The sequence below is a fragment of the Bradyrhizobium liaoningense genome (assembly GCF_018130825.1).
GTDB classification, from domain to species: Bacteria; Pseudomonadota; Alphaproteobacteria; order Rhizobiales; family Xanthobacteraceae; genus Bradyrhizobium; species Bradyrhizobium liaoningense_B.
The window spans coordinates 262,188-274,704 of the sequence record NZ_JAFCJS010000002.1 but is presented as its reverse complement, the minus strand read 5'-3'; the positions used below and the strand labels follow the sequence as shown (position 1 = coordinate 274,704).

Genomic DNA, 12,517 nt, shown 5'->3' with positions numbered 1-12,517 from the left:
CCCGCCTCTGGCTTGAGAGTGCCGCCGGTATTAGCCGCTTGCGGCGGCCTATGTAGCCTCGTTTTTCCCGCCGGAACAGGCCTCTGGGCCGATCTTATAAGGTGAACTTATGGCTTCGGCCCTTGCGTCGATCCGGCCGGCCCGATAGCGCTTGGCCATGACCTCCCCCTACACCCTCGTCTTCGATCTCGACGGCACGCTTGTGGATACGGCGCCCGACCTGATCACCGCGCTGAACTACGTGCTCGACCGCGAAGGCCTGCCGCCCGTCCCGGTGGCGTCGGCCCGCAACATGATCGGCGCCGGCGCCCGCAAGCTGATCGAGCGGGGGCTGGAGGCCGAGGGCCGGAGCGTCACGCCCGCCGACATGGACCGGATGACGGCGGATTTCATCGCCTATTACGCCGAGCATATCGCGGTCGAATCCCGGCCCTTCGAGGGGCTCGAGGCGGCGCTCGACCAGTTTGCGGCGCAGGGCCATCGCCTCGCCGTCTGCACCAACAAGCTGGAATGGCTGTCGAAGCGGCTGCTGGACCAGCTCGACCTCAGCCGCCGCTTCGCGGCGATCTGCGGCGCCGACACTTTTGGGGTCCAGAAGCCCGATCCGACCATCTTCCGGGAAACGGTGGCCAGGGCCGGCGGGGACGTGAAGGCCAGCATCATGGTCGGCGACGCCGGAACCGACGTCGGGGTCGCCCGGCGGGCCGGGGTTCCCGTGATCGGGGTCAGCTTCGGCTACACGGACGTACCGATTGCCGAGCTGAAGCCGGACCGGCTGATCCACCACATGCGCGACCTCCCGGCAGCCGCCAGCAGCCTGATGATGGCCTAGCATTCGACAAGATCCTGAAATCCCACCAAAAAATCAAAGATACCCCGCGTTAACCAACTATTAACTATGCGCGGCGCGCCAGTTGCCTGCCCTCAGCGACGTCCCTAAGGTCCGCCCGGGATGTGGCGGTTCGTCGCAGCAGATGTGGGTGGTTCATGCGTCGTGTGATCGCGATTGCACTAGCGGGAGCAAGCTTGGGTGGCTGCTCCTCGATGTCCTGGGACATGTTCAAATCGGCGCCCCCGACCGTTCAGGTCCAGCTCGAATCCAATCCCCCCGGGGCTGATGCCACGACCTCGCTTGGTCAGGGCTGCAAGACCCCCTGCTCGGTCTCGGTTCCCGCGCCCGACGCCCCATTCACGGTTGCTTTCGCGCTGCCAAAATACCAGCCCGCGAGCGTGCCGGTGAACGTGATCAAGAATCCCGGCGATTTCACCACGCCTGCCTCGGTCACCACCGACCCGAATCCGGTGCTTGCGGAGCTCCAGCCAGCCGCCCCGCCGAAGCCCGTCCGCAAGCCGCACCGGCCGAAGAAGCCGAAACCGGCCGCGACCGCCGCGGCGCCGGCCGATGCTGCACCTGCGGCCGGCTCGCCGTTCCCCGATCCGAACGCGGGCAAGCGCTGAGTTACGTATACCACCCGATTGTCCTCGACGCGTCCGATGCTTAGATTGCTTCCAGAGCACCGCTGAAGCAAAGGTGCGCCCGTCGCCGTAAGTGACAAGGCATTTGGTATGAACGGACCTTCCGTGAGCCCCCGCGCTGCGCTGTCGAGCGCGATGACCGATCCGTTCGGGCGGACGATCACCTACTTGCGCGTTTCCGTCACCGATCGCTGCGACCTGCGCTGCTTCTATTGCATGTCGGAAGACATGACGTTCCTGCCCAAGGCGGACCTGCTGACGCTGGAGGAACTCGACCGGCTCTGCTCGGCCTTCATCGCCAAGGGCGTGAAGAAGCTGCGCCTCACCGGCGGCGAGCCGCTGGTCCGCCGCAACGTGATGTCGCTGGTGCGCTCGTTGTCGCGGCACCTGACGAGCGGCGCCCTGAACGAGCTGACGCTGACCACCAACGGCACCCAACTCGCAAAGCATGCGAAGGAACTCGCCGATTGCGGCGTCCGCCGCATCAACGTCTCGCTCGACACGCTCGATCCCAAGAAGTTTCGCGAGATCACCCGCTGGGGCGAGATCGACAAGGTCCTGGAAGGCATCGAGGCCGCGCGGGCCGCTGGCCTCGCCGTGAAGATCAACGCTGTCGCGCTGAAGAACCTCAACGAGGACGAGCTGCCCTCGCTGATGCGCTGGGCCCACGGCAAGGGCATGGGCCTGACGCTGATCGAGGTGATGCCGATGGGCGAAATCGGATCGGGCCGCATCGACCAGTATCTGCCGCTGTCGCTGGTGCGCGCACGCCTCGCCCAGCAGTTCACCATGACGGATCTCGCTGAATCCACCGGCGGCCCCGCGCGCTATGTCAGCGTCGCCGAGACCGGCGGCAAGCTCGGCTTCATCACGCCGATGACCCATAATTTCTGTGAATCCTGCAACCGCGTGCGGATCACCTGCACGGGGACGCTACACACCTGCCTCGGCCACGAGGATGCTTCGGACCTGCGCAAGCCGCTGCGTGCATCTGATGACGACATGCTGCTTGCCGATGCGATCGACCGCGCCATCGGACTCAAGCCCAAGGGCCACGATTTCATCATCGACCGTCGCCACAACCGGCCCAGTGTCAGCAGGCACATGAGCGTCACTGGCGGCTGAAGCATGATCCGGCCCCGGAGGGCCGGACTCATGCTGCGAATTTCAAGAAGGTGTGGCGGACCGGCGAGGTATCGACGCGCCTCACAAGGCATAGCGCCGGTAGAGCACGACGATGACAGCGAGCACCGTCCCGGCATAAATGACCTGCGCTGCGTGATCCAGAACAACAGCGGCGCGCTTTCGGCCGGTGGCCCGAAGTTTTTCATGTTTGTAGCCCGCCAATATCGTCATCAGGCATAGTACAAAGAAAATGTAGAACATCTCTTCGACCACCACCGTGTATCCGACATCGCCGATCTGGCTGCTCACCGCCACGAGCAGCACCGCGCTCGCCAGGATCGAGGTCACCGGGATCGTCACGCGTTCACGAAACATTGTTTCGGGAAAGAACAGCGTCGCGAATACGACGAGCACGAGCAGGAACATCGGCAGCAGGTTCTTCAGCATGTAGATGGAGGAGCTGCGGCGCAGCACGATGGTCGCATCGAATCCTGCGAATTCCGTCATTGCCCCGGCATCAAACAAGGACGCCTTGCCGAGCGTCGATCCGCTGGACATGGATTCGACGAAATAGTTCAGTCCGAGAAATCGCCAGAGCGGAAGTCCGGAATAGGCCCCGTCCTCGGCCCGCGAGCTTCCGTCGTCGGCAAGGCGCAAGCCGAACCGATCGATGACATAGGTGACGAGTTCCCGCCGCTGTTCCGTGTTCTGGAAATGCAGACGCAATTTCTGCGTGTCGAACGGATAATCATGGAGATCGAAACGGGCCTTGAAATCGCCGTTGATGCGATAGAGCCGATAGCTCAGGCCGTCTTCCTGTCCAGCCTGAATCGGCCGAGCTGCATCGAACGCCCCGCGATCCAGCAAGGCCGGGAATTCGACGTGCGTCTGCGCCTCATCGTCGCCGGCGAACCGCATCCAGAGATAGAAGTCGACGTTGAACGAATTTTGCTTCACGTCGATCCGACTGACGCGAATGATGTCGATGCCGGTATAAACGACGCGTTGAATCCAGTAGCGCCGACCCTCGAACGCGATGACATGGCCCTTCTCCCGTTCGGCGTCGAGATCGATTCCATCCGGCTGATCGATGCGCACGAGTTGCAGCGGCGCCGTGACGAACCGACCGTAACGGAAGAAACCCATTCGGATCGGGCGCGGAATGTCGCGGTTCGCGTTGAAATAGAGCCGCCCCGTCAGCCCGACGACCGCCGATTTTGGACTGTTGATCGCGGCCAGTGCGAGGCGCACCCGGTCGCGATCCGCAACCTTGCTGTCGGATGGTTTCTGAATCCCCTGCCCCATAAACCGGCGATGTACGGCGGCTCGTCTCAGCGCGTCGATCATCAGGCGCGCGGCGTCATACGAGCCACCGCCAACCCAGCTTGGGGAGGTTCCCGCTCTCGCTTTGTAGTCGGCGGCGAAAGCCTGCGCCGCCACGCCGGCGCTGTCGAAAATCAGCGACGATGCCGCATACAGATTCTCACTGAAGAAACCAGGACGCGTTTGTTCCTCGGGCTCGTTGACGAAATTTCTCAAATAGCTTTCGCGGCCCGCACCCTGGGTTGTGACGATCATCCCCTTGATGCCGCGGCGACGCAGCGCCTTGACAATGTCTGCGATATAGTCGGCTGCCGCGCCGACGACGATGACACCGGGACCGGGCTCCTGCGCGGCAGCGTCCAGCGCCTCATCCAGCGATCGGATCTGACCGGCTGCGACGTCCAGTCCGAAGACACGCAACTGCTCCGCCGGATAGGCCGCCGCAAATCCACGCTCAAAACTGTTGCCGTAGGAATCGCGCGTGTGAACAAGACGGACTCTTGGCTCCTTCATCACGGCGCGCAGATGCTCCGCGATCGAGCGCGCCTGTGCGGAGACCGGCGACAGCGCACGAAAATAGTAATCATTGGTGGATGTCAGATCGTCGGCAGCCGCGGTTCCCGTGAGCGCCGGAATCCGCGCATCCTTGTATGCCGGCGCTGCCGCGAGCGATGCGGAGCTGAGATAATGGCCGAGCACAGCGACGCATGGGCTGTCGGCGATCGCCTGCGCATTCGCGCGCGCCACGGCTGGATCGCTTGCGTCGTCGAACGGAACGAGTTCAATCGGCCGTCCGCTGACGCCACCCTTGGCGTTCACTTCGTCGAATGCAAGCTGCATCGCGATCAGGCTTTCCGTCCCGGCCGGGGCGGATGGGCCAGAGAGCGAATTGGCGAACGCGATGCGAATAGGCTCCGGGCGGGTCCAGAGGATGGCGGCCCAGGCGATGCCGAGCACCAGGGCGACACCCGCAACAACGGCAAGCCACATGATCAGCCGCGGCTTCATCGTCGATCCTCGCATCGGTCGGCATGAGCCGAGATTCTCCAGATCGAGGCCTCAGTCAGGTGGAGATTGCCGCCGCTGAGAGCGTTTTTCAAGCCTGCCCGATTGCCCCGGCAAGATCTACGACCGCTCAAACAATAGCCTAAAGCCTTACTCCCGAATCCCCGGCGCGTAGCCGAAGCCCACAGCCGGCTCGGCCGCGGTCTCGACCCAGACGCTCTTGACCTGGGTGTACTCGAACAGCGTCTCGACCCCGCTCGAACGGCCATAACCGCTCATGCCGAAGCCGCCGAAGGGCGAGGCGACGTTGATCGTTTTGTAGGAGTTGATCCAGAACGTTCCGGCCCTGACCTGCGCGGCAACCCGATGCGCCCGCGCGACGTCGCGCGTCCAGACTGCGCCGGCGAGACCGAAATCGCTGTCATTGGCGAGCGCGATCGCGTCCTCCTCGGAATCGAACGGGATCGCGGCGACGACGGGTCCAAAAATCTCGTCGCGCGCAACCGCCATGCTGTTGCTGACGTCGCGCAGCACGGTCGGCGCGACGAAGAAGCCGCCCTTCCCCGTGCTGCCGTCGCTGCCGGTCGCGAGCTTTGCCCCTTCCGCGAGGCCCTGCTTCACCATGCTGAGCACGCGGGCATATTGCCGGGCATTGTTGATCGGCCCGACCTCGGTGTCCGCGGCGTCGGGCGCGCCGACCTTCAGCTTCGCGGCACCATCGGCGACCATCTTGACGAAGCGCTCATAGACGGAGCGTTCGACCAGCAGCCGCGAACCTGCGACGCAGCTCTGCCCGGCGCCTGCGAAGATGGCCGACTGCGCGCCGATCGCAGCGCGTGCGAGGTCGGCGTCGGCAAACACGATGTTGGCGGACTTGCCACCGAGCTCGAGCACGCAGGACAGCAGCCGCTTGGCCGCGGCTTCCGCGATCAGCCGGCCCGTCGGCACTGAACCTACGAACACCACCTTCTTCACCGCCGGCTGGCCGAGCGCGGCCTGCCCCGTCGTGTGGCCGTAGCCAGCGAGCACATTGACGAGCCCGACCGGCAATCCCGCTTGTTCTGCAAGAAGCGCCACCGCCATGGAGGTGAGCGGCGTCAGCTCCGACGGCTTCAGCAGCACGCCGTTGCCCATGGCGATGGCGGGTGCGACCTGCCAGCCGCAGGTGAAGATCGGCGCATTCCAGGGCGTGATCTGCAGCACGACCCCGACGGCTTCGCGCCGCGTGTAGTTGAGATGGCTCGACGGCACCGGGATCACGTCGCCGTGGAATTTGTCGGCCCAGCCGGAATAGTACTCGAACATCTCGGCGACCTTGGCGACCTCGACGCGCGTGTCGCGGATCGGCTTGCCGGCCGAGAGCGATTCAAGGCGCGCCAGCTCCTCGGCCTTGCCCTGAATGGCCCGCGCAATCGCCTGCATGATGCGGCCGCGGGCCGCTCCGGTGAGCCGTGACCAGCCGGCTTGCGCTGCGCTGGCCACTGCTGCCGCCTCGGCAACGACCGCCTCGCCGGCATCACGATAGGCATAGAGCGGCACGCCGGTTGCGGGATCATCGATCGCGATGAGCTCGCCGGTACCAGGAACGATACGGCCCGCGACGTGAGAGCCGATCGCCGCGCAGTCGGGCCAGAAAGGCGCGAGTGCGTCGCGCAGTCGCGTTTCGATGAAAGGGGTCATGGTGTCACTCACATCTTGCCGAGCTGAGTCTCGACGATCCTGTTGAAGTCTTCGCCGTCGCCGATCGCGGCGGCGCTTTGCGACCAGACCCGTGCGGCTTCCCCGGCGATCGGCAGGTCGAGCGCGAGTTCGCCGATGAGCTGGCTCGCCAGGCGCACGTCCTTGCGCATCAGCTTCATGCTGAAACCGGAATCGAACGCGCCGTTCAGCACCCAGGTCGGCAGATTGACCTGCGTGACGCCGGACCGGCCGGAGCCGGCATTGAGGCCTTCGAGCAGCCGGGCCGGATCGACCTCGGCCGCGCGCGCGATCCGCATCGCCTCGGCAGCGGTCAACAGATGCGCCGCGCACAGCAGGTTGTTGATGATCTTGCAGACATGCCCGGCGCCAACCGATCCGACATGGACGCGCTTCGCGCTGATGTCGGCAAGAACAGGCTCGACCGCGGCCACATCGGCGTCGGCACCGCCGATCACCATGGTCATGGTGGCGGTGATGGCGCCCTTCGGGCCGCCGCTGACCGGCGCGTCGATCATGGACATGCCGTGCGCGGCGAGAGCTGCGGCAAGGCGGCGGGTCGTCTCGGGATGGGATGTCGAGGTGTCGACCACGCGCAGGCCCGGCCGTGCATGGGCGATGATTCCGCCCTCGCCGGCCACGACGGCATCGACGATCTCGGCGGTCGGCAGCGAGAGGATGAGCAGATCGGCGCGGGCGCAAAGCGGTCCGACACTCTCGAAAACCGCAACACCTTCCGATGCGAGCGCACTGCGCACCTTTTCCGAGGCGTCGGTCCCGAGCACCTCGTGCCCGGCCCGCGTCAGCGAGAGCGCCATACCGCGCCCCATATTCCCGAGCCCAACGACGCCGACGACCGCCATGTCCAGTCCCTCACCCTGCGATTTCAGGCAAAACCATAGGGATTCGGGCCCGGGCTGGGGATCAGCGGCGCGGTTGCCTAATGTTGCCTCATAGGCAACATTAGGGCATGAGCAATGCACTCGACGAAAACCGGCTCCGCTACCTTTTCGAGGCCGCGCATTACGGCGCCGTCCGCGCCGCGGCCGATGCGCTTGGGGTGAACCCGTCGGTGGTCAGCCGGCAGATCGCCCTGCTGGAACGGGAGCTCGATGCCGCCCTGCTCGACCGCCATAGCCGCGGCGTGCGGCCGACCGAGGCTGGCGAGCTCCTGATCGCACACTACCGTCGCCATACCGTGGACCGCGACGACACCCTGGCCCGCTTGCGGGAACTCCAGGGGCTGCACCGCGGTCACATCGACCTCGTGCTCGGCGAAGGCTTTGTCGCCGATCTCATGGGCGGCGCGCTCGGCGAGTTCTGGCGGCGGCATCCGCGGCTGACCATTTCGCTGGAACTCGCCGGCACCAGCGAGGTCATTCGCGCCATTGCCGACGATCGCTGCCATATCGGGCTCGTCTATCACCCGCCCCAGGATCCGCGAATCCGCTCCTGCGCTGCCATCCGTCAGCCGATCTGCCTGATCGCGCGCCCCGACCATCCGCTCGCGAAGCTCCGCCGCCCGGTCAAGCTTCGGGAGATCGCCAGGCACACGCTCGGGATCATGCATGCGGGTTACGGCACGCGTCAGTTGCTCGCGATGGCCGAAACGTCCGAGAAAATAGGTCTCTCGCCGAAGCTGACCACGACCTCGATCAGCATCCTGAGAGATTTCGTCCGCTCCGACCTCGGCGTCACCCTGCTCCCGGCGTTTTCGGTGGCAGCGGACCTCGAGGACGGATCGCTGGTCGCCCTCCCCGTCGACAATGTGCTGCTCTCCTCGGCGGAAGCCCACATCGTCACGCGGTTGGGCCGCGAGCTGCCGAACGCGGCCAGCCAGTTGCTCAGGTTCTTGATGAGCCGGATGAAGGCCTTCCAGGCCGCCGGCCGCCGCTAACCTAAGCTTTTGACCACGCGTCAATTTGTCCATTTTCCGATTGACGGCAGGTGAAGCCGCTGGTTTGGTGCGACCGCCTTTGCTTGCCCGGCAGCAATAAGCCGGCCCGCCCGTTGGCGGTCGCGGTCAAGACGGCAAGGCACGAGGGGAGGACTGACGCCGCAACGCTTTCGGAAAACGAGCCGTGCGGTCGCGTGCTTTTTCGCATGCGGACCGAGCGATGCGTGCTGATGCTGCTCCCGTGAAGTTAGACCGCGACGGAGAAAAAATAAGATGCGTCCATTGCTGGCGGTGAGCAACGCCATCGATCTTCTCAATGAGAAGATCGGCTACGTCTGTAACCTCCTGGTGCTTTTGTCCTGCCTGGTCAGCGCGGCCAACGCCATGATCCGCTACGCCTTCAGCTACTCCTCCAACGGCTGGCTGGAGATGCAATGGTACATGTTCGCGATCCTGGTGATGTTCGGCGCGTCCTACACCTTCAAGCGCAACGAGCACGTCCGGGTCGAAATCTTCTATCTGCTGCTGTCCGAGCGCGGCCAGCTCCTGCTCGACCTGATCGGCACGCTGTTCTTCCTGATTCCCGCCTGCCTCCTGCTCGCCTATCTGTCCTGGCCGTTCTTCATGCAGGCCTATGACGTCGGCGAGATGTCCGGCAATGCCGGCGGCCTGATCCGCTGGCCGATCAAGTTCGTAATTCCCGCCGGCTTCGTCCTGCTGGCGCTCCAGGGTGTTTCCGAAGTCATCAAGCGTATCGCGGCTCTCCAGGGCTATGTGACGATCGACGCCAAGTACGAGAGGCCGACCCAATGATTACGCTGGAAATGATGCCGCCGCTGATGTTCGGCGGCCTGGTTCTGGCGATGCTGATCGGCTTCCCGGTTGCGTTCACGCTTGCCGCAGTCGGCCTGTCCTTCGGCTTCCTTGCCATCCATCTCGGCTTCTTCGACCTCAACTTCCTCCAGGCGATTCCCGGCCGCGTGTTCGGCAGCGTGCTCTCCAACGAGCTGCTGCTCGCGATCCCGTTCTTCACCTTCATGGGCGCGATATTGGAGCGATGCGGGCTCGCCGAGGACATGCTGGATTCGATGGGCCAGCTGTTCGGCCCGGTTCGCGGCGGCCTCGGCTATTCCGTGATCATCGTCGGCTTCATCCTCGGCGCCATCACCGGCACGGTGGCGGCGCAGGTGATCGCCATGGCGCTGATCTCGATGCCGGTGATGATCCGCTACGGCTACAACATGCGCTACATCACCGGCGTGCTGGCGGCCTCCGGCACCATCACGCAGCTGGTGCCGCCCTCGCTGGTGCTGATCGTGCTCGCCGACCAGCTCGGCAAGTCGGTCGGCGACATGTATCTCGGCGCCTGGGGCCCCTCGGTGTTCCAGATCATGCTGTTCGCCGGCTACACCTTCATCCTCGGCCTGATCAAGCCGGGCCACGTGCCGCCGGTGCCGAAGGAAGCGCGCACGCTGACCGGCTGGGCGCTGTGGAAGAAGTGCCTGATGGGCATCATTCCCTCGGCCGTGCTGATCTTCGTCGTGCTCGGCACCATGATGATGGGCCTTGCGACGCCGACGGAAGCCGGCGCCATGGGCGCGGTCGGCGCCATCGTGCTCGCCGCGATCCACCACAAGGACTTCACCTCGAACGATCGCAAGGTGCTGGTCATTGGCGTGATCGCCGCCGGCATCGGCACCATCATCGCGATCCTGTACAGCGAGAATTTGATCTTCAAGCTCGCCTTCGCGGTGACTTATCTCGCGGTGGCATGGATCTGCTTCCAGGCCGCGCGCATTCCCGACCTGCGCGACCTCATCAAGCAGGGCTACGAGTCCACCATGCGCCTCACCTGCATGGTCACCTTCATCCTGATCGGCTCGACCTGCTTCTCGGTGGTGTTCCTCGGCGTCTCCGGTGGCGTTTGGCTCGAGCATCTCCTGACCTCGCTGCCCGGCGGCGTCTGGGGCTTCCTGATCTTCATCAACCTCTTCATCTTCTTCCTGGCGTTCTTCCTCGACTTCTTCGAGATCGCCTTCATCATCCTGCCGATGATCGCGCCGATCGCGCAGAAGATTCTCGCCCCCGTGGTGGGACCGGACGCGGCGCTGATCTGGTTCGGCGTGATGCTGTGCGTGAACATGCAGACCTCGTTCCTGCATCCGCCGTTCGGCTTCGCCCTGTTCTACCTGCGCGGCGTCGCGCCGAAGGAAGTGAAGAGCTCCGACATCTATTGGGGCGCGATGCCCTGGATCGGCCTGCAGATGATCATGGTGCTGCTGGTGATCATCTTCCCGTCCGTGGTGACGGGCCTGCTCGACAAGCCGCTCAACGTCGATCTCGACAAGGTCAAGATCGAGGTCCCGCAGATCGAGCTGCCGCCGTTGGATCTCGGACCGCCGCAGAAGTAAGGCGACTCGCACACCTGCCCTCTTACCCTCCCCTGGAGGGGGGGGTCGATCGCGCGTAGCGCGAGCGGGGTGGGGTGATCTCTCCCCGCGGGCAGTGTTCGTGTGGAGAGATCACCCCACCCCGTCGCCCATTTCGCTGCGCTCAATGGTCGCCGACCCTCCCCCTCCAGGGGAGGGTGGAGACCGACACGCGTGACACGCGCGGCGAACACAGGCATACCGGCCCATCCTCCAACCGATGGACCGCCGCGCATGCCCCGATCGCACCCTGTTCCCTCGCTCGTCGCTTCGTTGATCGCCTCGCTGTGGCTGACATGTACTGCCACCATCACGCACGCCGAGCCGGTGGCCGACGTCCACGCGCTGGCGCAGAAGGAGCGGCAGCCGCTGCTCGACACGCTGCGCGATCTCGTCAGCATCGAATCCGGCAGCAAGGACATCGACGGCCTGAACCAGATCGCCGGGCGGGTGGCCGACCAGCTCAGGCAGCTCGGCGGCACAGTGGAGATCCTGCAGCCCACCGACATCTATCGCCTCGACGACACGCCCGAGAAAATCGGTCCGGCCGTGCACGCCGTGTTCAAGGGCACCGGCAGCAGGAAGATCATGCTGATCGCCCATATGGACACGGTGTACCTGAAGGGCATGCTGAAAGACCAGCCGTTCCGCATCGACGGTGACAAGGCCTATGGCCTCGGCATTTCCGACGACAAGCAGGGCGTCGCGCTCATTCTCCACACCGTGGCGATGCTGCAGAAACTGAACTTCAGGGAGTACGGCACGCTCACGGTGCTCACCAATGGCGACGAGGAGATCTCCTCGCCCGGCTGGCGCAGCACCATCACAAGATTCGCCTCGGATCAGGACGTGGTATTCTCGTTCGAGGGCGGCGGCACCGACGGCACGCTGCGGCTCGCCACCAGCGGCATCGGCTCGGCCTATCTTTCGGTGATCGGAAAGTCGTCGCATGCCGGCGCAAGACCCGAGGGCGGCATCAACGCACTCTACGAGCTCTCGCACCAGGTGCTTCAGATGAAGGACCTGTCCAAGCCCGAGCAAGGCCTGAAGCTGAACTGGACCGTCTCCAAGGCCGGCACCAACCGCAACGTGATCCCGGCCGAAGCCACGGCCCAGGCGGATGCGCGCGCGCTCAAGGTCTCGGACTTCGACGAGCTGGAAAAAGCGCTGCAGGAGAAGATCAAGAACCGCCTGCTGCCCGATTCCAAGGTCGAGCTGAAATTCGAGGTGCGCCGTCCGCCGTTGGAGGCCAACGATGCCTCGCGCCGCGTGGCGGCCTACGGCAAGACGATCTATGGGGAGCTCGGAATGCCTCTCAAGGTCGACGAGAAGGCCACCGGCGGCGGCACCGACGCCGCCTTTGCCGCGCTCAAGACCAAGGGCGCCGTGGTCGAAGGCATGGGCCTCTCGGGCTTCGGCGCGCATTCCAACGATGCCGAATATGTGAAGCTCGACACCATTGTGCCGCGTCTCTACCTGACCACGCGCATGATCATGGATCTGTCCACCGGCAAGGTGAAATAGCGCCAGCCTCTTCTTCCCTTCTCCCCTTGTTGTGGGAGAA

General features: G+C 64.6%; 10 protein-coding genes. 7 read left to right on the top strand and 3 right to left on the bottom strand.

Annotated features, from left to right (window positions below; all coding sequences use genetic code 11):
- Positions 1-157 precede the first annotated feature (157 nt).
- From JQ603_RS09760 to moaA, 3 genes are all read left to right on the top strand, one after another.
- Positions 158-832, top strand: coding sequence for an HAD family hydrolase (locus tag JQ603_RS09760; protein ID WP_212339966.1), 675 nt, complete (start codon positions 158-160; stop codon positions 830-832).
- A 155-nt stretch (positions 833-987) separates the two neighbouring features.
- On the top strand, positions 988-1,458 hold the full coding sequence (locus JQ603_RS09755; RefSeq protein ID WP_212338769.1) for a hypothetical protein: 471 nt from the start codon (positions 988-990) through the stop codon (positions 1,456-1,458).
- Between the two features lie 108 nt (positions 1,459-1,566).
- Positions 1,567-2,601 carry a GTP 3',8-cyclase MoaA gene (moaA, locus tag JQ603_RS09750; RefSeq protein WP_212338767.1) on the top strand — a complete coding sequence of 345 codons (1,035 nt, stop codon included), beginning with the start codon at positions 1,567-1,569 and terminating at the stop codon, positions 2,599-2,601.
- A gap of 81 nt (positions 2,602-2,682) precedes the next feature.
- Here the strand turns inward: moaA and JQ603_RS09745 are convergent, their stop codons facing one another.
- The 3 genes from JQ603_RS09745 to JQ603_RS09735 all read right to left on the bottom strand — a co-directional run bounded on the left by JQ603_RS09745 (position 2,683) and on the right by JQ603_RS09735 (position 7,517).
- Complete coding sequence (locus JQ603_RS09745) at positions 2,683-4,932, bottom strand: ABC transporter substrate-binding protein (RefSeq protein WP_212338765.1); 2,250 nt, start codon at positions 4,930-4,932, stop codon at positions 2,683-2,685.
- Between the two features lie 147 nt (positions 4,933-5,079).
- Positions 5,080-6,609: an aldehyde dehydrogenase family protein gene (locus JQ603_RS09740; RefSeq protein ID WP_212338763.1), complete on the bottom strand. Its 1,530-nt coding sequence runs from the start codon at positions 6,607-6,609 to the stop codon at positions 5,080-5,082.
- A gap of 8 nt (positions 6,610-6,617) precedes the next feature.
- Positions 6,618-7,517 carry an NAD(P)-dependent oxidoreductase gene (locus JQ603_RS09735; RefSeq protein ID WP_349630737.1) on the bottom strand — a complete coding sequence of 300 codons (900 nt, stop codon included), beginning with the start codon at positions 7,515-7,517 and terminating at the stop codon, positions 6,618-6,620.
- 80 nt (positions 7,518-7,597) lie between these two features.
- On the opposite strand from JQ603_RS09735, the gene JQ603_RS09730 reads away from it, so the two are divergent.
- The 4 genes from JQ603_RS09730 to JQ603_RS09715 all read left to right on the top strand — a co-directional run bounded on the left by JQ603_RS09730 (position 7,598) and on the right by JQ603_RS09715 (position 12,477).
- Positions 7,598-8,524 (top strand): LysR family transcriptional regulator, encoded by a 927-nt coding sequence (locus tag JQ603_RS09730; RefSeq protein WP_212338758.1) that lies wholly within the window; start codon positions 7,598-7,600, stop codon positions 8,522-8,524.
- 273 nt (positions 8,525-8,797) lie between these two features.
- On the top strand, positions 8,798-9,337 hold the full coding sequence (locus JQ603_RS09725) for a TRAP transporter small permease subunit (protein WP_145831530.1): 540 nt from the start codon (positions 8,798-8,800) through the stop codon (positions 9,335-9,337).
- The gene (locus JQ603_RS09720) at positions 9,334-10,935 is read left to right on the top strand and encodes a TRAP transporter large permease (protein WP_212338755.1); all 1,602 of its coding nucleotides are present in this window, start codon (positions 9,334-9,336) and stop codon (positions 10,933-10,935) included. The genes JQ603_RS09725 and JQ603_RS09720 overlap by 4 nt, the downstream gene beginning before the upstream one ends.
- 252 nt (positions 10,936-11,187) lie before the next feature.
- Entirely contained in the window at positions 11,188-12,477 is a 1,290-nt protein-coding gene (locus JQ603_RS09715; protein WP_212338753.1) for a M20/M25/M40 family metallo-hydrolase, read from the top strand.
- The last annotated feature ends 40 nt before the right edge of the window (positions 12,478-12,517 follow it).

Excerpts from the sequence above, each read along its gene's own strand:
- JQ603_RS09760 (WP_212339966.1), top strand. The coding sequence starts at position 158 with ATGACCTCCCCCTACACCCTCGTCTTCGATCTCGACGGCACGCTTGTG.
- JQ603_RS09755 (WP_212338769.1), top strand. The coding sequence starts at position 988 with ATGCGTCGTGTGATCGCGATTGCACTAGCGGGAGCAAGCTTGGGTGGC.
- moaA (WP_212338767.1), top strand. The coding sequence starts at position 1,567 with ATGAACGGACCTTCCGTGAGCCCCCGCGCTGCGCTGTCGAGCGCGATG.
- JQ603_RS09745 (WP_212338765.1), bottom strand. The coding sequence starts at position 4,932 with ATGAAGCCGCGGCTGATCATGTGGCTTGCCGTTGTTGCGGGTGTCGCC.
- JQ603_RS09740 (WP_212338763.1), bottom strand. The coding sequence starts at position 6,609 with ATGACCCCTTTCATCGAAACGCGACTGCGCGACGCACTCGCGCCTTTC.
- JQ603_RS09730 (WP_212338758.1), top strand. The coding sequence starts at position 7,598 with ATGAGCAATGCACTCGACGAAAACCGGCTCCGCTACCTTTTCGAGGCC.
- JQ603_RS09725 (WP_145831530.1), top strand. The coding sequence starts at position 8,798 with ATGCGTCCATTGCTGGCGGTGAGCAACGCCATCGATCTTCTCAATGAG.
- JQ603_RS09720 (WP_212338755.1), top strand. The coding sequence starts at position 9,334 with ATGATTACGCTGGAAATGATGCCGCCGCTGATGTTCGGCGGCCTGGTT.
- JQ603_RS09715 (WP_212338753.1), top strand. The coding sequence starts at position 11,188 with ATGCCCCGATCGCACCCTGTTCCCTCGCTCGTCGCTTCGTTGATCGCC.